Here is a 23,380-nt window from a genome sequence, read left to right as displayed (position 1 = left end):
GCCGCGTACGCCGACAATCGGGCCGAATCGAGTTTCTTCACGCGTCCGTCGTCAACCGAGCGGCGACGCCGACCATTGCCGCGCCGAGGACGCCGAGCGCGCCCGAGACGGCGAACGCGGGCGCGTAACTCGCGAACACGTCGTAGGCGAGTCCCGCCGACGGCGGGGCCAAGAGCCCCGAGATGGCGAACGAGACGGAGACGAGACCGAAGACGACGTTGATGTTCTCCGCACCGAACAGGTCCGCGGTGAGCGGCGACAGCAGCGCGCCGTTACCGCCGTAGGCGGTCCCGTACACCAGCGCGAAGGCGAACACCGCCGCCGCGGACTCCGTCGCTGCTAACACGACGGTCGACAGGCCCATCGTCGCCGAACAGGCGACGAACACCCGCGTCCGGCCGAGTCTGTCGGCGACGCCGCCGATGCCGAGGCGGGCGACGCTCGTCGCCGCGCCGACGAGGGTGAGCCCCAAGACGCCGACGCCGCGGCCGAGTCCCGCGTCGGCCGTGTAGACGACGAGGTGCGCGAAGACGACGTACAGCGACGCGTAGATGAACACCCACCCGAACAGCACGAGCAGGAACGCCGGCGTGCGCGCGACGGCGACCGTCTCGCGGAACTGGGTCCGCCACGGCATCGTCTCGCGCTCTACGGGCGCGCCACCGTCGAACTCCACGTCGGCGTTCACGTCGAGGCGGCGCGGACTGTCGGCGACGAGCGCGGCGGCGACGGCGAGCATCGCCAGCGCGGCGAGGAGAAACGCGCCGTAGGTCCAGCGCCACCCGACGGCGACGATGAGCGCCGAAGCCGCGGGCGTGGCGACCAACATCCCGACGCCCGTGCCCGAACTGGCGAGGCCGCCGGCGAACCCCCGGCGGCGCTCGAACCACCGCGGAACCGTCGCGAAGGCGACGACGTAGACGACGCTCAGACCGAGCGAGGTGACGACGCCGTAGAACAGGAGCACCTGCAGAAACGACGTGCTCAGCGCCAAACCACCCAACCCGACGGCGAGAAAGCCCATCGAGGCCAACAGCAGCGGCCGCGTCCCGTGGCGGTCGACGAACCCGCCGACGACGGCCGCGCCGACGTACATCACGAACGTCTGGACGCCGAAGATGAGCGACGTTTCGCCCCGCGACCGGCCGAACTCGACGAGCATCCGGTCGAAGAACACGCCGAAGGAGTACGAGACACCGAAGACGACCGTCGCGCCGAGAAAGCACGCGAAGGCGACGAACCAGCCGTAGTAGACGTTCGAACGCTTCACCCACGAGTACACGGGGTCACACCTCCGGACGCGCGGAGCGTTCGCGGTGGCCGCACGGTGCGCTCGCCTCCATCGTCACCGGTTGTCGCCGCCACGGCGGTCGTCGCCGTCCGCTTCGCCCTTCTCACCCGGTGCGCGCGGGAGGTCGGCGTCGCCGTACTCGTCGCGCAACCGCTTCTTGTCGAACTTCCCGGTCGCGGTCTTCGGGACCTCTTCGACGAACACGACGTTGTCGGGGAGCCACCACCGCGGGTAACGTTCTCCGAGAAACGCGAGCACGTCGTCGGCCGAGAGCGTCGCCCCCGGTTTCGGCTGGATACAGGCGACCGGTCGCTCCTGCCAGCGCTCGTGCGGCACGCCGATGACGGCGGCTTCGAGCACGTCGTCGTGTTCCATCAGCGCGTTCTCCAGTTCGATGCTCGAAATCCACTCGCCGCCGCTCTTGATGACGTCCTTCGCCCGGTCGACGAGTTCGAGGTAGCCGTCCTCGTCGACGACGGCGATGTCGCCCGTCTTCAACCAGCCGTCTTCGAAGCTTCCTCGGTTGGCCTCCGGCCGGTTGTAGTACTCGGAGACGACCGTCGGCCCGCGGACGTACAGTTCGCCGGCGGACTCGCCGTCCCACGGCACCTCCTCGCCGCCGTCGTCGACGAGTTTCATCTCCATCCCCGGCGAGAGCAGTCCCTGCTTGGCTCGCTTCTCGAAGCGTTCCTCTCGGTTCCACTCGCGCATCCCCGATTTGGGCCGCGAGACGCTGCCGATGCTCATCGTCTCGGTCATCCCCCACGCGTGTTCGATGGTGACGTCGTGTTCGTCCTCGAAGCGGCGCATGACGGCGCTCGGGGCGGCGCTGCCGCCGACGACGATGCGTTCGAGGCTGCTGACGTCGACGTCGTGGTCGTCGAGGTAGTCGAGCAGATTTATCCAGACGGTCGGCACCCCGGCGGTGAGCGTCACGCCCTCCTCTTCGATGAGTCGCGCGAGCGTCTCGGCGTCCGGCGAGGGACCGGGATACACCTGTTTCGCGCCCGCCATCGCCGCCGAGAACGGTAGTTCCCAGGAGTTGACGTGGTACATCGGCACGACGTGCATCACCACGTCGCTCTCGTCGACGCCGAGCGCCGACGGCGTCGCCACCATCATCGAGTGGCTGTAGATCATCTTCTGGGTGTACTCGACGCCCTTCGGCTTCCCGGTCGTCCCGGAGGTGTAGCACATCCCGGCGGGTTGGTCCTCCGAGAGGTCGGGCCACTCCATCGGCTCGGCGTCGGCCACGAGCTCCTCGTAGGCGGTGACGCAGTCGAGCTCCGTCTCCGGGACGTGGTCGTCCAGAACGACGACCTCGCGGACGCCGTCGAAGCGGTCCCACAGTCGCTCGACGGTCTCGAACGGCTCGCCGGGGTCGACGAGCAGCACCTCGTCGCCGGCGTCCTCGACGATGTACTCGACGTGGTCGTCGGGGAGGACGGCGTTGACGGTGTGTAGCTGCGCGCCCATCAGCGGGATGGCGAAGTACGCCTCGTAGTGCCGGTGGGTGTTCCACCCGACCGTGCCGACGCGGTCACCCGATTCGACGCCCAGCGACGACAGCGCCCCGGCGAGTTTTCGCGCCCGCTCGCCGAACTCGCGGTAGGTGTAGCGGGTCATCCCGTCCGGGCCCCGCGAGACGACTTCCTTCTCGGGAAAGAGCCTCGTCGCGCGCCAGAAGAACGGGCGAAGGGTCAGCTCCGTGGATGACATCATCTACCGTGACAGACGGTAGGCACCCCCATTAGTTCTGCCGACACCGGTAGCGTTCGTCGCCCTCCGTTCGTCCGTCTCTCGTCGTCTCTTTCGACGCGCCTGCCGGAGGGTTCATCGCGGTGACCCGCCAACCTATCGAGCGTGAACGACGACCCAAACGGCGACACGAACGACTGGCGGGCCGTGTTCTGGGATATCGGAGGAGTGCTCCTCGACGTCGGCTCGGCGCGCGAATCGCATCGACGCTTCGTCGAGGCGCTCGACGAAACCCACGGCCTCCCGACGTCCGTCGACGTGGCGCTGGAGACGTGGCGAACCGAAGTCGGACGCCACTTCCAGGAACGCGCGGGGACCGAGTTCCGGTCCTCGCGCGCGGCATACGGCCGCGCCGTCGACGCCGTCGTCGGCGACTCGGTCCCGTCAGACGAGTGGCTTCCCGCGTTCGAGCGCGTCCAGCGAGAGACGCTCCGGCCGAATCCGGGGGCGGTCGAGACGGTCGAACGGCTCGCCGAAACCGACCGCCACGTCGGCGTCGTCAGCGACATCGACACCGCCGAGGCGCGGCTCATTTTCGATATCTTCGGGCTCGCGGACGCCTTCGACTCGGTGACGACCTCCGAGTCAGTCGGCCGGACGAAACCCGACTCGGCGATGTTCGAGGCGGCGCTCGCGGCCGCGGACGCCCCGCCTGAGACGGCGCTGATGGTCGGCGACCGCTACGAACACGACATGCGGGGCGCGGCCGACGCCGGGCTGTCGACCGTCGCCTACGGTGCCGACGGCGGCCCCGCAGTCGACTACCGCGTCGACGACTTGCGGGAGATTCTCGATATCGTCGGCATCGAGCGCTGAGTGCCGCCGTCATTACGGAGTAACACCGTCGTTACGGACTGACGCCGCCGTTACGGACTGACGCTTCGATTCATTCGCGCTACCAACTCATCCGCGCTACCGACTCGTCTGCCGCCGGCGGAGCGTTTTAGGCGGTCGTTCGTCAACTGCTACCGATGACCAACGAGCGGAGTTACGAGGAGCGACTCGTCGACGAACGACGGCTCCGAACGTACCTCGCGTCCGAACTCGGCGACGCGGGGACGTTTTCGGTCGAGTGGCACCGGGAGGGACACTCCAACGAGACGCTGTTCGTCACGTGGGGCGGCCGCGACCTCGTGCTGCGACGGCCGCCGCCGGGCGAAACCGCCGACACGGCGCACGACGTGGGCCGGGAGTATCGCGTGATGGACGCGCTGCAGGACACCGACGTCCCCGTCCCGCCGACGGTGCTGCACTGCGAGGACGAGTCGGTCGTCGGCAGCGAGTTCTACCTCATGGAGCGCGTCGACGGCGACGTGGTCCGACTCGACGAACCCGAGCGCTTTGCGACCCCGGAGCGGCGGGCGGAACTCGGCTGCGAACTCGTCGACTCGCTTTCGGCGATTCACTCGCTCGACTTCGAGTCCGTCGGACTCGGCGGGTTCGGCCGCCCCGAGGGCTACCTCGAACGACAGGTCGACCGTTGGGAGAAGCAGATGGCGTGGGCCGCCGGTCGGACCGAGCGCCCGGAGGGGCTTTCCGGCCGCGAGGAGGTGGAGTCGTGGCTCGAAGCCAACGTGCCCGAATCGCCCGAGAAGACGCTCGTTCACGGCGACTACAAACTCGACAACGTCATCCTCGCGCCGGGGACGCCGCCGGAACTCGCCGCCGTCGTCGACTGGGAGCTCTGCACGCTCGGCGCGCCCCTGTCGGATTTAGGTTGGATGCTCCTGTTCTGGCACGACGACCCCGACGCGGAACCGCCGATTCCCGAGCTGATGCCGTCGTTCACGGCGCGAGAGGGCTATCCGACCCGCCGCGAACTCGCCGCGCGCTACGAGGAACGCTCAGGCGTCGCCGTCGAGCACTCGACGTTCTACCTGGCGCTGGCGACGTACAAACTGGCGGCGGTCTGCGAGATGTTCTACGCGCGCCACCTCGCCGGTGACAGCGACGACCCGCTGTACGCCGCCATGGACGAGGGGACGCCGAAACTCGTCGCGTACGCCCGCGACGTTATCGACGGGTCGCAGGGGTGGTGAGCGAATGAACCCGACGGAGACGCTGCACTTCGAGGAGTTAGCCGTCGGCGACGCGTTCGAGACGGGCGGTCGAACCGTGACCCGTGCCGAGATCATCGCGTTCGCCGACCGATACGACCCCCAACCGTTCCACGTCGACGCCGAGGCCGTCGAGGAATCGGTGTTCGACGACCTGGTCGCCAGCGGGTTGCACACGATAGCGCTCGCCAACCGTCTCGTCACCGACGACTTCTACGCGCGCACGTCCGTGATGGGCGGCACCGGCATCGAGGAGGCGAACTTCCTCGCGCCGGTCCGCGCCGGCGACACGCTCTCGGTTCGCGTCGAAATCGTCGGCAAACGGGCGTCGGCGTCGAAGCCCGACCGCGGCCTCGTCACCGTCGAACAGACCGTCTCGAATCAAGCGGACGAAACCGTGTTGACGCTGCGAATCACGAGTTTCTTTCGGCGACGGTCGGCGGACGAACGTTGAGGCGCCGCCTACTTCCCTTCCGGCCGGCTTCGGATGTACTCCAGCGTCTCGCAGACGAGCACCGTCCGCCCGTCGTCGGTCGTCACTTCGTCGCGGAACGCGACGATGCCGCCCGGTGACTTGTCGCGCTTGTCGACGATTTCCCGGTTCACGGAGACGGTGTCGCCGACGAACGTCGGCGCGGGAATCCGCATCGAGTCGAGGCCGTAGTAACAGACGTTCGACGCCTCGTTTCGGAAGTCGCTCGTGATGAGCCCCTCCATCACCGAGTACGTCAGCGGCGCGTGAACCGGTCGCTCGCCGAACTCGGTGTCGGCGGCGTAGGCGGCGTTCATCTGCAGTTCGTTCATGTCGCCGGTGTTGCCGGCGTGGGTGACGAGGTGCGTCTCCGTGATGGTGCGCCCGCGGGTCTCGAAGGTGTCGCCGACCGAGAGGTCGTCGTAGTAGCGAACCGGTCCTGACATCGGTCCGTGGTACGAGAACACACCTCATAACTGCTCCCCCGGGCGAAGCTTTATGCACGATTTGTGCTAGCGGATAGCATGAATCTCGCACGCGCGCTGGAGCGGACGGCGCGACACCACCCCGACGCCGTCGCGCTGTCGGGGCGAGGCGTCGACGGTGAACGTAGCTACGAGGAGCTAGCCGTCCGAGTCCGGCGACTTTCGAGTGGATTCGCCGAACTGGGCGTCGAACGCGGCGACCGGGTCGCACTGCTGACGAAGAACCACGCCGCGTTCGTCGAGACGTCGTTCGCGCTCTACCGGCTCGGCGCGAGCAAAGTGCCCCTGAACTCGATGCTCACCCCCCGAGAGCACGACATGCTCGTCGACGACGCGGGCGCGGACGTGCTGGTCACGGAGACGTCGTTCGCCGACCACTGCGGGACGATGGAGTCGTCGCTACGTGCGACGGTCGTTGTCGACGGCGAAGACGAGGCCCTCCACGAGTCGTGGGACGGGAACGTCCGGTCGTACGACTCGCTTCTGGACGCCGACCCGACCGACCGGCCCGCGGACGTGTCGCTCGACCATCCCTGCGCGGTGATGTACACCTCCGGAACGACCGGCCGGCCGAAGGGCGTCCTGCACACCCACGGGACGTGGCTCTCGACGGCGCTCGGGCTGAGGGACGCGCTCGACCAGCGGGCGGGCGAGGTGACGCTGCACGCCGCGCCGCTGACGCACGGTTCGGGCTTTCTGGTCGAATCCACGGTGTTGTCGGCCGGGACGAACCACCTCGAAGACGGATTCGCCCCCGACCGATTCCTCGGCGCGGTCGAGTCCCGGGGCGTCAACACCGTCTTTCTCGCGCCGACGATGGTGTACAAACTCCTCGACGAGTACGACGGCGACCGCGACACGAGTTCGCTGAAGAACGTCTACTACGCGGGGTCGCCGATGAGCGCCGCGCGACTCGCCGAGGGGATGGACCGCCTCGGCGACGTGTTCGTCCAGTCGTACGGACAGATGGAGTGTCCGATGTTGGTGACGCTGCTCGACCACGAGGACCATCGTCGGGCGCTCGAAGGTGACGGGGAGCGACTCGCCTCGGCCGGACGCGAGGTCGACATCGCGCACGTCCGCATCGTCGACGACGACGGCCGAGACGTCCGACCCGGCGAACCCGGCGAAGTGGTGGTGACGGGGCCGCACGTCACCCCGGGCTATCTGAACCTCCCGGAGAAGACCGAGGCGGCGTTCTCGGACGGCTGGCTCCGCACCGGTGACATCGGCCGCGTCGACGACGAGGGCTACCTCTACATCATGGACCGCAAGAAGGACATGATAATCACCGGCGGGATGAACGTCTACCCCCGAGAGGTCGAGGAGGTCGTCATCGGTCACGAGGCCGTCTCGAACGCCGCGGTCATCGGCGTCCCCGACGACTACTGGGGCGAGAAGGTGACGGCCGTCGTCGAACCGCGGCCGGGGGCCGATACCGACGACGAAACGCTCGCCGCGGAGGTCGAAGCGCGCTGCGCGGAGTCGCTGGCGGCGTACAAGAAACCCAAGTCGGTCGAAATCGTCGACGAACTCCCGCGGAGTTCCTACGGGAAGGTGCTCAAGACGGAACTGCGCGAGGAGTACTGGGAGGGCGAGGAACGACGCATCTGAGCGACTCGGTTCGACTTCGTCACTCCGCCCTCACCACGCCGCTTCGAGGATATCGACGATATCCGACTCGGTGACCCGCTTCGGGTTGTTCGCCATCGCCGAGTCGTGCGCCGCGATCTTCGCCATCGCCTCGAAGTCGTCCCGGTCGACGCCCACGTCGCGCAGGCGGTACGGGACGCCTATCTCCTCCTGCAGGTCCCGAACCACGTCGCACATCGCCTCCAGCGTCGCCTCGCCGGTCGCCGAATCGCCCTCGACTTCGACCCCGAGCGCGCGTGCGAGGCGCGCCATCCGCTCGGGCACCGCGTCGTACGTGAAGCGGATGCCGTGCGGCAGGAGGATACTGTTGCCGTCGCCGTGCGAGACGGGGTGGCGAGCGCAGAGCGGGTGGTTGATGCCGTGGTTGATGCTGATACCGCCGACGATGCCGAGACCGCTGAGGCCGGCCCCCAGTTGGGCGTCGACGAGCGCGTCGGCGTCGCCGTCGTTGACCGCGGCGGGGAGGTTCGTCACGAGCAGGTCGATGGCTTTCTCGGCGGTCGCCTGGTAGAACGGGTTCTCGGCGTGGCCGTCGGAGTAGAGAATCTCCACCGCGTGGTCGAGCGCGTTCATCCCCGTGCTGGCGACGGTGGCGGGCGGCGTCGTCGCCGTTGCCGCCGAGTCGTAGATGCACGCTCGCGGTCGAATCTTCTCGTCGAGAATTACGGCTTTGTCCCCCGCCTCCTCGTCGGTGACGCCGAAGATGTTCGACACCTCGGCGGCCGACAGCGTCGTCGACACCGCGAAGACGGGCGCCTTCGTCGCCGGGAGCTCCGGAACGTGCGACTCCCCCTCTTCCGTCGTCTGCGTCTTCATCTCGTGGAGGTCGCGGTCGTTATCGGCCGCGAAGACGGAGATCGCCTTCGCCGTGTCGCTGGCGCTGCCGCCGCCGACGCTCACGAGGCCGTCGGCGTCGTGGTCGCGGAACACCTCGACACCCGCCTCCACGGTTCGGAGCGGCGTGTCGCCTCGCGCACCGGTGTAGGTGTAGACGTGACGCTCGCCGAGGGCGTCCTCGACTGCGCCCATCAGTTCCTCGTTCGCGCCGACGTGCTCGCCGCAGACGACCATCGCCCGTTCGACCCCCGCCTCCGGTAAGAGGTCGTCCAGCCGTCCGATGGCGTTCTCGCCCCAGACGAACCGAGCGGCCTCGTACCGGTGTTCGCGCACCATACGACTCCCGGACGCCGAACCGTGATAAATGTTGACTGGTGACTTGATCGCGCGCTAAGACAAATGTTCACGAATAACAACCTACATGTGGTGGATGGACGTACCCCCGACCACGAATGCGCATCGAAGCACTGCTCGAAAGCCGGGTGGAGAAGACGCCGGAGAAGCCGTTTCTGACGTTTCCCGACGAGCGCTACAGCTACGAGGAGACGGCCGAGGAGTCGAAGCGCTACGCGAACGCGCTGTCGTCGCTCGGCGTCGAGGCGGGCGACGCGGTCGGCCTCTTTCTGCCGAACTGCCCCGAGTTCCTGTTTCTCATGTTCGCGAACGGCTACCTCGACGGCATCACCGCGCCGTCGAACCCCGAGTACAAACCCGACGAACTGCGTCACTCGCTGGAGCTCTCGCGGCCCGAGTTGCTCGTTACGACACCCGAGCTGCTCGAAGTCGCCGAGGAAGCCGTTGAGGGCACCTCGGTCGAGCGAATCCTGACGACCGAGGCCGTCGACGACTACGAGTCGCTGCCGGCGCTTTCGGCCGACGAGTCGACCGAGGTCGGCTCCCACGACGGCGACGAGAGCTCGGTCGGCCTCCACATGTACACCTCGGGGACGACGGGGCCGCCGAAGGCCGTCGAGTGCCAGCACGAGAACTGGACGCTGAGCGCCGTCGACTTCCAGAAGCGGATGGGCTTCACCCACGAGGACACGCTGTTCACCGCGCTGCCGCTGTTTCACGCCAACGCCCAGATTTACTCGACGCTCGGCGCGGCGGCGGCGGGCGCGGAGGTGGTCATCTACGAGCGGTTCTCCTCCTCGCGCTGGTGGGACTGGTGCCGCGAGCACGGCGTCACCGAGTTCAACGCCATGGGGAGCATGCTGAAGATGCTCGACAACGTCGCCGAGTCGCCCGACGACGCGGACAACCCGGTCGAACTCGTCTTCTCGGCGGGGACGCCGCCGGAACTCATCGAACCGTTCGAGGAGCGCTTCGGCCTGCGCGTCGTCGAGGGCTACTCGCTCACCGAGGACCCGCTTCTGATGCTCAACCCGACCGACCCCGAGAAACGTCGCATCGGGAGCATCGGGCTCCCGCCGGCGGAGAAGCGAATCAAGGTCGTCGACGACGACGGCGACCCCGTCCCGACCGGCGAGAAGGGCGAGATAATCCAGCACTGCCCGGCGCTGATGGCCGGTTACCACCGCCAACCCGACAAGACGGCCGAGGCCGTCCACGACGGCTGGTTCTACACGGGCGACTACGGCAAACTCGACGAGGACGGCTTCGTCTACTTCCTCGACCGCAAGAAGGACATCGTCCGGCGAGCGGGCGAGAACATCTCCTCGTACGAGGTCGAAGGGGTGATAAAGGCGCTCGACGCCGTCGACGAGGTGGCGGTCATCCCGAGTCCCGACGAGTTCTACACGGAGGTCGTGAAGGCGCTCGTCAGCGTCAAGGAGGGCCACCAGTTGACGGAGGAGGAGGTCGTCGAGACGTGCCGCGACCAACTCGCCTCGTTCAAAATCCCTCGATATATCGAGTTCGTCGAGGAGTTCCCCTACACGCCGACCGGGAAGATACAGAAACAGAAGCTCCGGACGCGGGAGAAGGAGGAGAGCGTGAACCACTGGGACCGCGAATCCGAGCCAGCGTCCGATTCGGACGCCACCTCCGAGGAGGTGAGCCGATGAACGCCCTCGACCAGTTCGACCTCACCGGTCGCGTCGCCGTCGTCACCGGGGGCACGCGCGGCATCGGCCTCGCCATCGCCGAAGGACTCGCCTCCGCCGGCGCGACGGTCGTTCCGACCTCCAGAACCGAGTCGGACGTCGAAGCGGCAGCCGAGCGAATCGAGTCCTACGGCGCCGAGAGCCTCGTCGCCCCGACGGACGTGACCGACGACGAGGACATCAGAGCGCTGTTCGAGCGGACGGCCGACGCGTTCGGCGGCGTCGACGTCGTCGTCAACAACGCGGGCGTCAACCCCGCCGCGGCGCTCGGCCGACCGGAGGACGTCGACCCCGACGGCTACGACTTCGTTTTGGACGTGAACCTCCGCGGGGCGTTCCGCTGCGCGCAGGAATCCGCGAAGTACCTCGCCGAGAGCGACGGCGGGTCGCTCGTCAACGTCGCCAGCGTCGGCGGCGTCGTCGGCCTCCCGCGGCAGCACCCCTACGTCGCCTCGAAACACGGCCTCGTCGGCGTCACGAAGAGCATCGCGCTCGACTGGGCTCCCGACGTGCGCGCGAACGTCGTCGCACCGGGGTACGTCGCCACCGACCTCACGGCGGAGGTGCGCGAGAACGACACGCTCAGGCAGTCCATCGTCGACCGGACGCCGCTGGACCGTTTCGCCGACCCCGAAGAACTCGCGGGGCCGGTCGTCTTCCTCGCGAGCGACGCCGCCAGCTACGTCACCGGCGCCTGTCTCGCCGTCGACGGCGGGTGGACCGCCCGGTAACGGCGACCCGTTCGAGTCCGACGAGCCGTCTGATGCCGACGAGCCGTCTGATGCCGACGGACCGCCAACGCTGGCGAACCGTCAGACACGCCCGATAACGCCCCAAGGCGCGCGTTCCGCGCCCTCCAGCGGCAAATCGCCGCGGTGAGAGAACTTTTAGCACAGAACGCGCATGAACGATTATGGAGTACGACGATTCCGAACGGGCGGAGGCGGTCGCGGCACGCGTTCGCGAGTTCGTGGACGAGACGGTGATTCCCGTCGAGCGCGACCTGCTGGGCGACGGGCCGATAGGCGAGGACCGACTGGCCGACCTGCGGGACGAAGCCCGCGAGCGCGACGTTTACGCGCCGCAGATTTCGACCGAGTACGGCGGGATGGGGATGCAGTTCCGCGACGTGCTCCCGGCGTTCGAGGAGGCCGGGCGGAGCCTGTTGGCCGCGCCCGCCATTCGCGTCGACGCCCCCGACGAGGGCAACATGCACACCTTCGAACTCGTCGCCACCGAGGAGCAGAAAGAGGAGTGGCTCCGCCCGCTCGTCGCCGGAGAGATTCGCTCCGGCTTCTGCATGACCGAGCCGATGCAGGGCGGCGGGTCGGACCCGAAGATGCTCAAGACCGAGGCGAGAAAGGAGGGCGACGAGTGGGTCATAAACGGCCACAAGTGGTGGACGACGAACGGACTGGAGGCCGACATCCTGCTCGTGATGGCCCGCACGGATTTCGACGCCCATCCTTACAGCGGCTGTTCTATCATCCTCGTCCCCGCCGACACGCCCGGCGTCGAGGTCGAGCGCGGCATCCCGCACATGGCCGACGGACTGCTCGGGACGAGCCACGCCGAAATCAAGTTCGACGACGTCCGCGTCCCCGTCGAGAACCTCATGGGCGAGGAGAACGAGGGCTTCTCCATCGCCCAGCAGCGTCTCGGTCCCGCGCGACTCACCCACTGCATGCGCTACTCGGGGATGGCCCAGCGCGCGCTCGACGTGGCGAAGGCGTACACCAGCGAGCGCGAGGCGTTCGGCTCGCCCGTCGCCGAGAAACAGGGAATCCGCTTTTCGGTGGCCGAGGCCGAGACCGAACTCCACGCGGCGCGCTGCATGGTCCGCCACGCCGCCGACCGCATCACCGCGGGCGACGAGGCCAGAATCGAGGTGTCGATGAGCAAGCTCTACACGTCGAACGTCGTTCAGGAGGCCATCGACACGGCGATGCAGATGTGCGGCGCGAACGCCGTCGGCGAGGACCTCCCGCTCGCGGACTTCTACCAGAACGTCCGGCAGTTCCGCTTCGTCGACGGCGCGGACGAGGTGCACAAGCGCGTCATCGCCCGCGACGCCTTCTCCGAAATCGACGACTCCGAGCTGGAGAACGTCACGCGGTACGAGGAGTAGCGGATGCCGACCTCGCTCGGACTGCTGCTCCCGGACGTCGCCGCCGAGTCACCCGCCTCGGTCGCCGAGCGGGCGGAGGAACTCGGCTACGACGCCGTCTGGGTGAGCGAACTCTGGGGCACCGACGCGTTCGTCCAACTCGCGGAACTCGCGATGCGCACCGAGACGGTCGGCCTCGGCACGGCCATCGTCAACGTGTTCTCGCGGTCGCCGGCGGTCATCGCGATGGCTGCCGCGTCGGTCGAGCGACTCGCACCCGGGAGAGTGACCCTCGGCGTCGGCGCGAGCACGCCGAAAGCCGTCGAAGACCTCCACGGGACGAGTTACGACCAGCCAGTCCGCCGCATCCACGAGACGGTCGAACTCGTCAAAGCCTACCTGAGCGACGCCGACGCCGTCGACTACGACGGCGAACTGTTCGAGGTGGCTGACTTCCCCGGCCTCGACGCCGACGTGCCGGTGTACAACGCGGCGCTCGGCCCGGCGAACAGACGGGCGACCGGCCGCGTCTGCGACGGCTGGATTCCGCACAACATCCCGTTCGAGGGTCTCTCGGAGGCGTTCGATGTCGTCGCCGACGCGGCGCGCGAGGCCGGACGTGACCCGGAAAACATCGCCGTCGCGCCGTACGTTCCGGCGGCGGTCTCCGAGGACGAAACCGACGCGTACGACGCCGTCCGCGGTCACCTCGCCTACTACGTCGGCAGCGGCGAGGGCTATCGACGCGCCGTCGCCACCGCGTTCCCCGAGGAGGCCGACCGAGTGGCCGAGGCGTGGCGGAGCGGCGACCGCGCCGCGGCGAGCGACGCCGTTACCGACGAGATGGTCCGCGCGCTCGGCGTCGCCGGAACGCCCGACGCGGCCCGAGGGCGATTAGAGACGATTCTCGACCTCGACGTGCTCGACCGACCGATGGTCACCGTCCCGCGACAGGCAGACGACGACCTGACGCTTCGGACGATAGAGGCGTTGGCACCCGCGAGTCGCTGACGCGCTCACTCACGGGTCGCTGACGCCCTCATCCGCGAGTCGCTGACGCGCTCACTCACGGGTCGCTGACGCCCTCATCCGCGAGTCGCTGACGCGCTCACTCACGAGTCGCTGACGCCCTCACCCGCGAGTCGCTGACGCACTCGCTCCCGCGTTTTCCGGAACCGCACGAACTATCCGGTACTGTGCGGGTTGTCACCACATGACTAAACACGTCAGCTACGAGTTCGCCGACGGCGTGAGCACGGTTCGTCTCGACCGCCCCGAGAAACTGAACGCGATGACGCTGGAGATGTGGGACGCCGTCGCCGACGGAGTGCGGCGCGCCGACGACGACGGTGCTCGCGCAATCGTCCTCACCGGAAGCGGGCGCGTGTTCTGCGCGGGCGACGACATCGGGTCGCTCGCCGACATCGAGAACCCCCGGGACGCCCGCGAACTCGCCGACACCGTCCTCGGCTGTTTCGGCGCTATCGAACGCTCGCCGGTGCCGGTCGTCGCGAAGGCGAACGGGTCGGCCTACGGCGGCGGGTTCGAACTCCTGATGTCGGCAGACCTCACGGTCGCCCCGCGCGACGCCGTCTTCGCACTCCCGGAGACGCGTATCGGGGCGTACCCGTTCTACGGCGCGAAGCGACTCGCCCGCCTCGTGGGTCGACAGCGCGCGGCCGACCTCGCGCTGACGGGTCGGGAACTCGGTGCCGAGGAGGCCGTCGAGTGGGGGCTGTTCGCCAGAGCCGTCGACGACGGCGAGGTCGACGACGCCGTCTCGGATATCGTCGCGACGCTCGGGCGCTCCTCGCCCGCGTCGCTGGAGACGACGAAGACGTGGCTCAACGCGTCGCTGCGCTTTGCCGGCGAGGACGAGGCGATGCGGAACGGACTCGGCTACCTCTTCTCGGGGCCGGACGCCCGCGAGGGGGCGCTGTCGTTTCTCGAAGGCCGAGACCCCGACTTCGCCGAGTGAGGCGGTACCTCGCCTCGACACCGAAGTTTATGCCCTCCTGTTCGAATCGCCATGGTATGAGCACACAACGCACGGAGGGGCGACCGAATCCGACCGACTCGGCTAACTCGACCGACTCGGCCGACTCGACCGACTCGACCGACTCGACCGACGCGACCGACGTGACCGATTTGGCCGACGGGAGTGGACGGCCATGACGACGTACGAGGAACTCGGCGCGTCCTTCTCGTGGGGCGAGGTCTGGGCGGGGTTCGACTGGAACGCCCCCGACCGATTCAACGTCGCCCACGAGACGGTCTGTCGGCACGTCGGCTCCGGCCCGGCGCTCTACTGGGAGGGTGCTGCCGAGGGCGAGCGCGAGACGCTCACCTACGCCGACCTCGACGAGCGGAGCGCGCGGGTGGCGAACGCCCTCGAATCGCTTGGCGTCGAGCGCGGCGAACCCGTGGCGACGCTCGTTCCTCGCCTCCCGGAGCTCTACCCGACGTTTCTGGGTATCTGGCGGCGCGGCGCAGTGTACGTCCCGCTGTTCACGGCGTTCGGCCCGAACGCCATCGAGGTCCGCGCGGCCGACGCGGGCGTGAAGACGGTGTTCACGACGACCGAGTACCGAGAGAAGATAGCGGCCGTCGAGGACGAGGTGGGTATCGAGAACGTCGTCGTCATCGACCGTCGGGGCGACGGACCCGACGGCGATGGCGTCGGCGACAGCGACGTCGATGGCGTCGTCGGCGATGACGGCGAAAGCCTCGACGGCGAGGATATCGAGTACGAGGCGCTCGTCGCCGACCAACCGTCGACGTACGAGACGGCCGAGACGTCCGCCGACGACCTCTGCACGCTGGAGTACACGAGCGGGACGACCGGTCCGCCGAAGGGCTGCGAGCTCACGCATCGAGTACTGGCGGCGCTCTACCCGTATCTGGACTGTTCGATGGCTCTCGGCGACGACGAGACGGTGTGGGGGGCGGCCGACCCCGGGTGGATGTACGGCCTGCTGACGGCGGGCATCGCTCCCGTGAGTATGGGCGTGCCGAACGTGCTCTACGAGGGCGAGTTCGACCCCGAGGCGTGGTACGGGGTGATGGAGCGCTACGACGTGACGAGCCTCGCCACGAGTCCGACGGCGTATCGCGGACTCGTCGCCGCCGGCGACGCCCACGAGTCGTACCACCTCTCGCTGTGGAAGGGCAACAGCGCGGGCGAACCGCTGAACCCGGAGGTGATGCGCTGGTTCGACGAGGAACTCGGCGTCACCGTGTACGACCACTACGGCGTCACCGAGTGCGGGATGGTCGCCGGCAACCATCACGCCTGCGAGATGGACGTGAAGCCGGGGAGCATGGGACGGCCGCTCCCGGGGTTCGACGTCCGGGTCGTCGACCCCGAGACGGGGGCCGAAACCGAGGCCGACGAAGTCGGCGAACTCGCGGTCGCCCGCGGCGAGGCGACGTATTTCGGGGGCTACTGGAACGAACCGCGGAAGACCGCCGAAGCGTGGGTCGAACACGAGGGCGGAGAGCTGTTTCTGACCGGCGACGCCGCCGAACGCGACGGCGACGATTACCTCTGGTTCGTCGGCCGCGCCGACGACGTCATCCTCTCGTCGGGCTACCGCATCGGCCCCTTCGAGGTCGAGAGCACGCTGCTCGAACACGAGGCGGTCGCAGAGGCGGCCGTCGTCGGCGTCCCCGACGAGAAGCGCGGCGAACTCGTGAAGGCGTACGTCGTCACGACCGAGGGGTGGGGCCACGACGACGAGGTGGCCGCCTCGATTCGGGGGTTCGTTCGCGAGCGACTCGCCAAACACGCCTACCCCCGAGAAATCGAGTTCCTCGACGAACTCCCCAAGACATCGAGCGGGAAGATTCGCCGCGTCGAACTCCGCGAAGACGGGGCGTAGCGGTCGACGGCGGTCGTTCCACGAGCCGTCAGGGAACGACGACGAGTTTTCCGAGGAAGCTCTCCTCGCGCACCCGCCTGTGGGCCTCCGCCACCTCGTCGAAGCCGTACTCGCCGGCGACTTCGACGCGCAGGAGACCGTCCGCCAGCAGGCGGTCGACGCGCGCCAGCGGGTCGGCCAGCCGCGGCGCGTTGTACATGCTCATGAGGTGGAACTGCAGTTCCTTCCCCCCGGCGGCGGGGACGTTCGTGAACCCGGCTTCGAGATGTCGGTTGCGGAAGAGGACGATGCGGGCGTACGGCGCGGCGACGTCGCAGTCGAACTGCAGGTAACGTTCGAGCATGTGGTCGACGACGACGTTCGGACCGCCGTCGGTCGCCTCCGCGACCGCCGACTGGAGGTCGTCGCGTTCGTAGTCGAGTACCGTCCGCGCGCCGAGTTCCGAGAGGGCGTCGTGATACCGCTCGCTCGCCGTCGTCACGACGCGAGCGCCCGACGCGGCGGCGATCTGGACGGCCGCGTGACCGACGCCGCCGCTGCCGCCGTGTACGAGACAGTACTCCGCCGGTTCGAGCGCCGCGTGGTCGACGATGGCCCGCCACGCCGTGACGGTCGCGACGCCCGCCGCGCCCGCTTCGACGAACGAGACGCCGTCCGAGAGGTGAGCGATTCGGTCGGTGGGCGCGATGACGTACTCGGCCGTGCTGCCGTAGCGGTCGTTCCCCAACCCGGTTCCGAACACCCGGTCGCCGACGTCGAAGCCCTCGACTCCTGTCCCCACTTCGTCGACGACGCCCGCGAAGTCGACGCCGGGAACCATCGGGAGCGTGAAGGGCTGGTACGACCCGTCGCGGAAGTAGGTGTCGACGGGGTTGACGCCCGCCGCCTTCAGTTCGACTCGAATCTCGCCCTCGCTCGGCGTCGGTTTCTCGACGTCCTCGACGCGGAGCACGTCCGGGTCGCCGTGTTCGTGGTACCGTATGGCACGCATGGGGAGCCATTGGTTCCGGAGGTGAAAAGTTCGACCCCGAGACGGCGATTCGACCCCCGGAGCGTTACGCCGCCCGGAAGTAGAAGACGCCGTCTCGTCTGTCGACGAACTCGACGGGGTCGTCGGGGCCGAGTTCGGGGTTCTCTTCGAGGCGCGCGGTCACTCTCACCGTCTCCTCGCCGCCGACGTCGACGACGGCCACCTCGAACGGCTCCTCTCCCTGCTGGTCGGACCCCGGAACCCGAATCGTCGTCCGCGCGTACACCGTCCCAGTCCCGTCGAGCGGTGCCTCCGCGAACGTCTCGGAGCCGCACTCGCGGCAGATGTACGCCTCGTGTCCGTACAGGTGGCCGCAGTCGGCGCACCGCGTCGCCGGGAACCTCGGGGGCGACTCAGACACGCGACGGCCCTCCGAGGACGGTGACGGTGCTCACCGCACCGCTCCCGCCGAGGTTGTGCGCCAGTCCGACCTCGGCTCCGTCGACCTGGTTCTCGTGTTCGCCGAGCAACTGCAGACACACTTCGTAAATCTGGCCGATGCCGGTCGCACCGACCGGGTGACCCTTCGCGAGCAACCCGCCGCTCGGATTGATGGGGAGTTCGCCGTCGACGGCGGTCCGACCCTCGGCGACGGCGGCCGCGCCCTCGCCCTTCTCGAAGAAGCCGAGGTCCTCTGAGTCGCCGATTTCGGCCGCCGAGAAACAGTCGTGGAGCTCGACGACGTCGACGTCCGAAGGCGAGATGTTCGCCTCGTCGTACGCCTCCTCGGCGGCCAGCGTCGTCGCTTCGAGCGTCGTCAGGTCGTCGTAGCGGTACGCGGCGCTTCGGCCCGTCGCGTGTCCGCTGCCGAGCACCGGTATCGGCGCGTCGGTGTACGAGTCGGCGACGTCCGCCGACGCGAGCACGACCGCGGCGGCCCCGTCGGCGGCGGGACAGCAGTCGTAGAGGCGGAGCGGGTCAGCGACCAGTCGGGAGTCGACGACGTCCTCGACGGTCACCGGCGACCGGAACCGCGCCCGCGGGTTCGACGCGCCGTTTCTCCGATTTTTCACCGAGACGGCGGCGACCTGTTCGCGGGTCGCGCCGTACTCGTGCATGTAGCGGTCGAGCACGAGCCCGTAGAAGCCCGGAAACGTCAACCCCGTCGCGCCGTCGGTGCCGTGGTCGGCGGCGCTTCCGAGCGCGCGGGTGAACTCCGACGTCTCGGCGCTCGTCATCCGCTCGACGCCGGTGACGACGACCACGTCGTGGATACCGGTTCGGATCGCCTGATACGCCTGTCTGAACGCGATACCCGAACTCGCGCACGCGCCCTCGGTCTTCATCGTCGGGACGCCGACGAGACCGACGCTGTCGGCGACCAGCGGCGCGAGCGTCTCCTGTCCTTCGAGCATCCCGGCGACGAAGTTCCCGAGGTAGAGCGCGTCGACGTCCTCCCTGTCGACGTCGCAGGAGCGGAGCGCCCGCCCGACCGCCGTGACGCCGAGTTCGACGATGCCCTCCTCGCGGACGCCGAACTCGGTGGTTCCCGTGCCAACCACACACACATCGTTCATCGGCGGTGTGTCCGTGGCCCCGGTGCTTAAGCGTCACGTCGCCGGAAGGCCGCGGCGGGGACGGCCGGGCCGGAGAACCGGCGATTGCGGCGGAGGACCGACGACCTCGGCGGAAATGGCAAGTACTGACGATACCAGTAACGTATATCAGATAACCTCAATTTTCTGTCGACTGTGATGCGATAACATGGCAAACCATTATGTATGAATTATTCATTCGGGACTGTAGCGTATGGCACTTACTGACCCGGTGAAGCGACTAGGCGAATGGTTTGCAGACATCGCGATGGAGTACGTACCGGACCCGTACGTGCTCGTCATCATTCTCACGCTCATCGCTGCGGTCGGGGCGCTGTTGGTGGGCACCTCGCCGACGGGCGTGATGGACGCGTGGTTCGGCGGCGTCTGGACGTTGCTGGTGTTCATGGCCCAGTTCGCGCTCACGCTGATGGTCGGCGACGCCATCGCGAAGTCGCCCGCGGTGTCGAGGCTCTTACGACGAATCGCCGGGCTCCCGAAATCGCAGTTCTCGGCCGTCGCGCTGACCTCGTTCGTCGCCATGCTCGCCGGTCTCATCTCGTGGGCCATCGGCCTCATCGTCGGCGCGGTCATCGCCCGTCAGGTGGCGTTCCGCGGCAAGGAGAAGGGACTGAAGCTTCACTACCCGCTTCTCATCGCCGCCGGGTACACGGCGCTCATGATCTGGCACTCCGGCATCACCACGTCGAGCGGTCTCATCATGGCCGACCCGGCGGCGATCCCGTCGACGTTCCCCGAGTACGCACAGGGCGGTATCCCGCTCGGTGAGACCATCGGTAGTCTGACCAACATCGTCACCGTCGTGCTCCTGCTCGCGGTCATCCCCCTCGTAATGGGGAGTCTCCACCCGAAAGGTAGCGAGGACATAACCGAACTACCGGAGAACGTCTACGACGAGATCGCGACCGGCCTGCAGACGAAGGACGACGCACCCGACTCCGGCGTCGCCGCCGACGGCGGCGTCGCTACAGGGGAACAGTCGCGCGTTACCGCCGCCGACCGTCTCAACAACTCGCGGTTCCTCGGTCTGATTATCGCGCTGTTCCCGGCGTACTACTTCCTCTCCGACGTCCTTCAGAGCGGTCTCGGTGCCATCAACCTCAACACCATCAACGCGTTCTTCATCTTCTGCGCCATCGTACTGTGGGTGACGCCGAAGCGCATCGTCACGCAGATGGACAAGAGCGTGAAGAACGTCGCCGGCATCCTCTTTCAGTTCCCCTTCTACGCAGGTATCGCTGGACTGCTCACGGGAACCGCACTCGCCGCGGCCATCGCCGGTTTCTTCGCCGACATCGCCACGCCGCTGACGTGGCCGGTGCTCGGCCTCATCAGCGCGGGTATCGTCAACGTGTTCGTCCCCTCCGGCGGCGGTCAGTGGGTCGCACAGGGACCGATTCTCCTCGAGACGACGCGGGAACTCGGCATGCCGCTGTACACCGCCGTCGTCATCGAGATGATGGGCGACCAACTGACGAACATGATTCAGCCGTTCTGGGCGGTTCCGGCGCTCGCACTGGCGCAACTACGCGCCCGCGACATCCTCGGCTACACCACCGTCGCCATGGTCGCCGGGTTCATCATCATGGCCATCACGATGACTCTGTTCCTCGGGATGGGAATCGGCGCGTAGTCGGCGCACAGACGCGTTTTTCGTCCTTTCGGCGCCGCGACTGCCGCCGGTTCGACGAGAACGGCCCGTCGGCCGACCAACGCTTAATCCGGCGGACGTCGTACACTCACTCATGAGTTCCGACGACGAGACGCCGGGGTTGATGACGAAAGCCTACCGGACGGTGACCCCGGGGTACAAGAGTCGCCCAGACACCGAGATGAACGTCATCGGCCTGACGTACGCGCTGCTTCTGGTGATTCTCATCGTCCCGCTGCTCCCGTTCGTGATAATCGTCTGGTTGCTCACGCGGGTGTTCGAACGCATCGACCGGCGCAGAGAAACCGACGAGACGGAAGCGGAGTAACGTGAGACGGCGACGAAGCCCGACCTCCTAACCGACGACTACCCGTCCAGACCCAACAGGTCGAACGGGTAGCCGTTGTCGTTCTCGTCGGCGTGCTCGTAGACGACGTGGGCGGCGGCGACGTCCTGAATCGCCAGTCCGGTCGAGTCGAAGACGGTGATTCCGTCGTCTTCCGTGCGACCCTCCCTCTTGCCGACGACGATCTCGCCGATCTGGCCGTAGATGTCGTCGTCGCCGAGGACGCCCGCGTTGTAGGGGACGTTGATCTCGCCGGAATGGGTCGTCTGCTCGTAGTCGTCGATGACGAGTTTGGCGTCCAGAAGCACCTCGTCGGCGAGTTCGTGTTTCCCCTCGGCGTCGGCGCCCATCGCGTTGATGTGGGTGTGCTCGCCGACGGCCTCGCGGGGGACGATGGGCGATTCGACGGGCGTCACCGTCGAGAGCACGTCGCAGGAGGCGGCCTCCTCGATGCTGCCCGCGCGGATGTCGAACTCGTCTTCGAAGGTGTCGAGGAAGCGCGCGACGCGCTCCTCGTCGAGGTCGGAGACGACGACTTCCTCGATGGGCCGCACTTCGGAAATCGCTCGCAGTTGCGTGTACGACTGGACGCCCGCGCCGACGATACCCATCGAACTCGCCCCTTCGACGGCGAGGTGGTCGGTGGCGACGGCGGCGGCCGCGCCGGTGCGCTGCATCGTCAACTCGGTGCCGTCCATGATGGCGAGCGGGAACGCCGTCTCGGGGTCCGAGTAGATCATCGTCCCCATGACGGTGGGCAGGTCGTGGTCGCCGGGGTTGTCCGTGTGGACGTTCACCCACTTGATGCCGGCGGCGTCCCAGTCGGCGGCCTCCAGATAGGCAGGCATCGACCGGAAGTCGCCGTTGTACTGCGGCAGGTCGATGTACGACTTGGGCGGCATCTGCGCGTCGCCGCGCTCGTAGGCGGCGAAGGCGTCCTCGATGGCTCGGATGAGCTCCGGCATCCGAGCGTTGTGGTGTACGTCCTCGCTGTTGAGGAGCAGCGTCTTCATGCTCGCAAATTTTGCGGAGCGCCTATTTAGTTACTGCTAAGCTTCGGTGGGGTTAGTCGCGGCTACGACTGCGAGGCGTCGGCGACGACGGTTCGTTCGACGGTTTCCAGCGGACTGTACAGGGAGATACGGATTTCGTCGCCGTTCTCGTCGGCGTACTCCGACGTTCGAATCTCGGTCGTCCACGTCTCCTCCATTCCGGCCGGAACGGACAGCGAGAACGGGCCGTACAGCATCTCGTTGACGTTCGGACTCCCGCGAAACGTTCCGTCTACATCGCTCGTGTTCCGGACCGTAACAGACACCTCGAAAGAACCGTCGAGCGACGCTCCCTCGGGTATCTCGACCTCGACGTACTCGAACGTCGGAAGCGGCGTACGAAGCGTTTTGACGAGTTTTTCCGGGAGTTCCCACGTCGCCGTCTCGTTACCTGCGGTCAACGTCAGTCGGAGTCCGTCACCGTCGTACGGTGCGGGGAGGGAGAATCCGATCCACCCTTCCGAACCGTCGGCATCGAGCGACTGATGCGGTTCGCTATCGGGCACGATGGAGTAGCCGGGACGACTCCCGAAATCGGTGTATTCGCTGGTGTGCCCGTCGTCGTCGACGAGGCTGAACCGCGATACTGGGAACTCTGACTCGGTCTCGGCAGTTACCGACGCGAAGACGAATCGCGCTGGGTGGGCGGTGAGAACGTCCATCCAGTCGGTTCGTGTGACGTAGACCGACTCCTGTGTGTCTATCGCTGACACGGTGACGGAAGCGCCGTCGATGTCTGCCGTCTCGCCGACGCGAAGTTCCTGCACCGGCGTTGCACTCTCGGTTTCTTCGTCGGCCGTCGTCAGATTCGACCGAGACTCCGTCTGCCGGTTCTCGTCCGTTTTCCCTTCGTCACTCGAACCAGTCGAACACCCGGAGATCGCGACCAATCCGGCAGCGACGACTGTACGTCTGGAGGGCATAGCCGCCGCTACTCGGAAACCCAGTATATGTTTTGTGTTTGAAAAATTCGAGAGTCGGTCGAACGGCGGTACCACAGGCGGAAGTCGTCCAGTTCACCCACCGCGAGGGCCGTCAGGCCCGAGCGGGCCGAGTCGCAAGCGGAAGTCGCGGAGCGACTGAAGCGAGCGACGAGTGCTTTTGGCCGAGCTTTTACCGAACGAGGGCGGCGTTGCCG

General features: G+C 67.4%; 22 protein-coding genes. 13 read left to right on the top strand and 9 right to left on the bottom strand.

Going from position 1 to position 23,380, the window contains the following annotated elements; genetic code table 11:
- Nucleotides 1-37 precede the first annotated feature (37 nt).
- Both DV709_RS07485 and DV709_RS07480 read right to left on the bottom strand, forming a co-directional pair.
- Nucleotides 38-1,282: an MFS transporter gene (locus DV709_RS07485; RefSeq protein ID WP_198665662.1), complete on the bottom strand. Its 1,245-nt coding sequence runs from the start codon at nt 1,280-1,282 to the stop codon at nt 38-40.
- 63 nt (nt 1,283-1,345) lie between these two features.
- A complete protein-coding gene (locus DV709_RS07480; RefSeq protein WP_117593254.1) occupies nt 1,346-3,013 on the bottom strand; it encodes a long-chain fatty acid--CoA ligase in 1,668 nt (555 codons plus the stop codon).
- Between the two features lie 141 nt (nt 3,014-3,154).
- Here DV709_RS07480 and DV709_RS07475 point away from each other — a divergent pair, with 141 nt between their 5' ends.
- From DV709_RS07475 to DV709_RS07465, 3 genes are all read left to right on the top strand, one after another.
- On the top strand, nt 3,155-3,865 hold the full coding sequence (locus tag DV709_RS07475; protein ID WP_117593252.1) for an HAD family hydrolase: 711 nt from the start codon (nt 3,155-3,157) through the stop codon (nt 3,863-3,865).
- Nucleotides 3,866-4,020: 155 nt separating this feature from the next.
- Nucleotides 4,021-5,088, top strand: coding sequence for a phosphotransferase family protein (locus DV709_RS07470; protein WP_117593250.1), 1,068 nt, complete (start codon nt 4,021-4,023; stop codon nt 5,086-5,088).
- Between the two features lie 4 nt (nt 5,089-5,092).
- Entirely contained in the window at nt 5,093-5,560 is a 468-nt protein-coding gene (locus DV709_RS07465; protein ID WP_117593247.1) for a MaoC family dehydratase, read from the top strand.
- A gap of 8 nt (nt 5,561-5,568) precedes the next feature.
- Here DV709_RS07465 and DV709_RS07460 read toward each other — a convergent pair whose 3' ends face one another.
- Nucleotides 5,569-6,024, bottom strand: a complete 456-nt coding sequence (locus tag DV709_RS07460) for a MaoC/PaaZ C-terminal domain-containing protein (protein ID WP_117593245.1) — start codon at nt 6,022-6,024, stop codon at nt 5,569-5,571.
- Between the two features lie 78 nt (nt 6,025-6,102).
- Here DV709_RS07460 and DV709_RS07455 point away from each other — a divergent pair, with 78 nt between their 5' ends.
- On the top strand, nt 6,103-7,677 hold the full coding sequence (locus tag DV709_RS07455) for an AMP-binding protein (RefSeq protein WP_117593242.1): 1,575 nt from the start codon (nt 6,103-6,105) through the stop codon (nt 7,675-7,677).
- 30 nt (nt 7,678-7,707) lie between these two features.
- Here DV709_RS07455 and DV709_RS07450 read toward each other — a convergent pair whose 3' ends face one another.
- Nucleotides 7,708-8,889, bottom strand: a complete 1,182-nt coding sequence (locus tag DV709_RS07450; protein WP_117593240.1) for an iron-containing alcohol dehydrogenase family protein — start codon at nt 8,887-8,889, stop codon at nt 7,708-7,710.
- A gap of 116 nt (nt 8,890-9,005) precedes the next feature.
- Between DV709_RS07450 and DV709_RS07445 the strand changes: the two genes are divergently transcribed.
- The 7 genes from DV709_RS07445 to DV709_RS07420 all read left to right on the top strand — a co-directional run bounded on the left by DV709_RS07445 (nt 9,006) and on the right by DV709_RS07420 (nt 16,607).
- A complete protein-coding gene (locus tag DV709_RS07445; RefSeq protein ID WP_117593238.1) occupies nt 9,006-10,580 on the top strand; it encodes a class I adenylate-forming enzyme family protein in 1,575 nt (524 codons plus the stop codon).
- Entirely contained in the window at nt 10,577-11,350 is a 774-nt protein-coding gene (locus DV709_RS07440) for an SDR family NAD(P)-dependent oxidoreductase (protein WP_117593236.1), read from the top strand. Before DV709_RS07445 ends, DV709_RS07440 begins: the two co-directional genes overlap by 4 nt.
- Before the next feature lie 182 nt (nt 11,351-11,532).
- Entirely contained in the window at nt 11,533-12,747 is a 1,215-nt protein-coding gene (locus DV709_RS07435) for an acyl-CoA dehydrogenase family protein (protein WP_117593234.1), read from the top strand.
- A gap of 3 nt (nt 12,748-12,750) precedes the next feature.
- Nucleotides 12,751-13,737 carry an LLM class flavin-dependent oxidoreductase gene (locus tag DV709_RS07430; RefSeq protein ID WP_117593232.1) on the top strand — a complete coding sequence of 329 codons (987 nt, stop codon included), beginning with the start codon at nt 12,751-12,753 and terminating at the stop codon, nt 13,735-13,737.
- 202 nt (nt 13,738-13,939) lie between these two features.
- Complete coding sequence (locus DV709_RS07425; RefSeq protein WP_117593230.1) at nt 13,940-14,704, top strand: enoyl-CoA hydratase/isomerase family protein; 765 nt, start codon at nt 13,940-13,942, stop codon at nt 14,702-14,704.
- A gap of 56 nt (nt 14,705-14,760) precedes the next feature.
- Entirely contained in the window at nt 14,761-14,901 is a 141-nt protein-coding gene (locus DV709_RS17685; protein ID WP_157972682.1) for a hypothetical protein, read from the top strand.
- The gene (locus tag DV709_RS07420; RefSeq protein WP_117593227.1) at nt 14,898-16,607 is read left to right on the top strand and encodes an acyl-CoA synthetase; all 1,710 of its coding nucleotides are present in this window, start codon (nt 14,898-14,900) and stop codon (nt 16,605-16,607) included. Before DV709_RS17685 ends, DV709_RS07420 begins: the two co-directional genes overlap by 4 nt.
- Before the next feature lie 28 nt (nt 16,608-16,635).
- Here DV709_RS07420 and DV709_RS07415 read toward each other — a convergent pair whose 3' ends face one another.
- The 3 genes from DV709_RS07415 to DV709_RS07405 all read right to left on the bottom strand — a co-directional run bounded on the left by DV709_RS07415 (nt 16,636) and on the right by DV709_RS07405 (nt 19,154).
- Entirely contained in the window at nt 16,636-17,598 is a 963-nt protein-coding gene (locus DV709_RS07415) for an NADPH:quinone reductase (RefSeq protein WP_117593225.1), read from the bottom strand.
- Nucleotides 17,599-17,662: 64 nt separating this feature from the next.
- Complete coding sequence (locus tag DV709_RS07410) at nt 17,663-17,998, bottom strand: Zn-ribbon domain-containing OB-fold protein (RefSeq protein ID WP_117593222.1); 336 nt, start codon at nt 17,996-17,998, stop codon at nt 17,663-17,665.
- Nucleotides 17,991-19,154, bottom strand: a complete 1,164-nt coding sequence (locus tag DV709_RS07405) for a thiolase domain-containing protein (RefSeq protein ID WP_117593220.1) — start codon at nt 19,152-19,154, stop codon at nt 17,991-17,993. Before DV709_RS07405 ends, DV709_RS07410 begins: the two co-directional genes overlap by 8 nt.
- A gap of 232 nt (nt 19,155-19,386) precedes the next feature.
- Between DV709_RS07405 and DV709_RS07400 the strand changes: the two genes are divergently transcribed.
- Together DV709_RS07400 and DV709_RS07395 are read left to right on the top strand one after the other, a co-directional pair.
- Nucleotides 19,387-20,826: a short-chain fatty acid transporter gene (locus DV709_RS07400; RefSeq protein WP_117593213.1), complete on the top strand. Its 1,440-nt coding sequence runs from the start codon at nt 19,387-19,389 to the stop codon at nt 20,824-20,826.
- 112 nt (nt 20,827-20,938) lie between these two features.
- Nucleotides 20,939-21,172: a DUF7535 family protein gene (locus DV709_RS07395; RefSeq protein ID WP_117593210.1), complete on the top strand. Its 234-nt coding sequence runs from the start codon at nt 20,939-20,941 to the stop codon at nt 21,170-21,172.
- 38 nt (nt 21,173-21,210) lie between these two features.
- Here the strand turns inward: DV709_RS07395 and DV709_RS07390 are convergent, their stop codons facing one another.
- Together DV709_RS07390 and DV709_RS07385 are read right to left on the bottom strand one after the other, a co-directional pair.
- Nucleotides 21,211-22,203 carry an ornithine cyclodeaminase family protein gene (locus tag DV709_RS07390; protein WP_117593207.1) on the bottom strand — a complete coding sequence of 331 codons (993 nt, stop codon included), beginning with the start codon at nt 22,201-22,203 and terminating at the stop codon, nt 21,211-21,213.
- Nucleotides 22,204-22,265: 62 nt separating this feature from the next.
- Nucleotides 22,266-23,165, bottom strand: a complete 900-nt coding sequence (locus tag DV709_RS07385) for a hypothetical protein (protein WP_157972681.1) — start codon at nt 23,163-23,165, stop codon at nt 22,266-22,268.
- Between the last annotated feature and the right edge of the window lie 215 nt (nt 23,166-23,380).

The organism is Haloprofundus halophilus (assembly GCF_003439925.1).
GTDB classification, from domain to species: Archaea; Halobacteriota; Halobacteria; order Halobacteriales; family Haloferacaceae; genus Haloprofundus; species Haloprofundus halophilus.
Note: the sequence above shows the minus strand (reverse complement) of the source record. Positions and strands in the feature narration are given on the sequence as shown.

What these genes read in the sequence shown, in the direction of transcription:
- DV709_RS07480 (WP_117593254.1), bottom strand. Translation starts at nt 3,013, where the DNA reads ATGATGTCATCCACGGAGCTGACCCTTCGCCCGTTCTTCTGGCGCGCG.
- DV709_RS07470 (WP_117593250.1), top strand. Translation starts at nt 4,021, where the DNA reads ATGACCAACGAGCGGAGTTACGAGGAGCGACTCGTCGACGAACGACGG.
- DV709_RS07465 (WP_117593247.1), top strand. Translation starts at nt 5,093, where the DNA reads ATGAACCCGACGGAGACGCTGCACTTCGAGGAGTTAGCCGTCGGCGAC.
- DV709_RS07460 (WP_117593245.1), bottom strand. Translation starts at nt 6,024, where the DNA reads ATGTCAGGACCGGTTCGCTACTACGACGACCTCTCGGTCGGCGACACC.
- DV709_RS07455 (WP_117593242.1), top strand. Translation starts at nt 6,103, where the DNA reads ATGAATCTCGCACGCGCGCTGGAGCGGACGGCGCGACACCACCCCGAC.
- DV709_RS07450 (WP_117593240.1), bottom strand. Translation starts at nt 8,889, where the DNA reads ATGGTGCGCGAACACCGGTACGAGGCCGCTCGGTTCGTCTGGGGCGAG.
- DV709_RS07445 (WP_117593238.1), top strand. Translation starts at nt 9,006, where the DNA reads ATGCGCATCGAAGCACTGCTCGAAAGCCGGGTGGAGAAGACGCCGGAG.
- DV709_RS07440 (WP_117593236.1), top strand. Translation starts at nt 10,577, where the DNA reads ATGAACGCCCTCGACCAGTTCGACCTCACCGGTCGCGTCGCCGTCGTC.
- DV709_RS07435 (WP_117593234.1), top strand. Translation starts at nt 11,533, where the DNA reads ATGGAGTACGACGATTCCGAACGGGCGGAGGCGGTCGCGGCACGCGTT.
- DV709_RS07430 (WP_117593232.1), top strand. Translation starts at nt 12,751, where the DNA reads ATGCCGACCTCGCTCGGACTGCTGCTCCCGGACGTCGCCGCCGAGTCA.
- DV709_RS07425 (WP_117593230.1), top strand. Translation starts at nt 13,940, where the DNA reads ATGACTAAACACGTCAGCTACGAGTTCGCCGACGGCGTGAGCACGGTT.
- DV709_RS17685 (WP_157972682.1), top strand. Translation starts at nt 14,761, where the DNA reads ATGAGCACACAACGCACGGAGGGGCGACCGAATCCGACCGACTCGGCT.
- DV709_RS07420 (WP_117593227.1), top strand. Translation starts at nt 14,898, where the DNA reads ATGACGACGTACGAGGAACTCGGCGCGTCCTTCTCGTGGGGCGAGGTC.
- DV709_RS07415 (WP_117593225.1), bottom strand. Translation starts at nt 17,598, where the DNA reads ATGCGTGCCATACGGTACCACGAACACGGCGACCCGGACGTGCTCCGC.
- DV709_RS07405 (WP_117593220.1), bottom strand. Translation starts at nt 19,154, where the DNA reads ATGAACGATGTGTGTGTGGTTGGCACGGGAACCACCGAGTTCGGCGTC.
- DV709_RS07400 (WP_117593213.1), top strand. Translation starts at nt 19,387, where the DNA reads ATGGCACTTACTGACCCGGTGAAGCGACTAGGCGAATGGTTTGCAGAC.
- DV709_RS07395 (WP_117593210.1), top strand. Translation starts at nt 20,939, where the DNA reads ATGAGTTCCGACGACGAGACGCCGGGGTTGATGACGAAAGCCTACCGG.
- DV709_RS07390 (WP_117593207.1), bottom strand. Translation starts at nt 22,203, where the DNA reads ATGAAGACGCTGCTCCTCAACAGCGAGGACGTACACCACAACGCTCGG.
- DV709_RS07385 (WP_157972681.1), bottom strand. Translation starts at nt 23,165, where the DNA reads ATGCCCTCCAGACGTACAGTCGTCGCTGCCGGATTGGTCGCGATCTCC.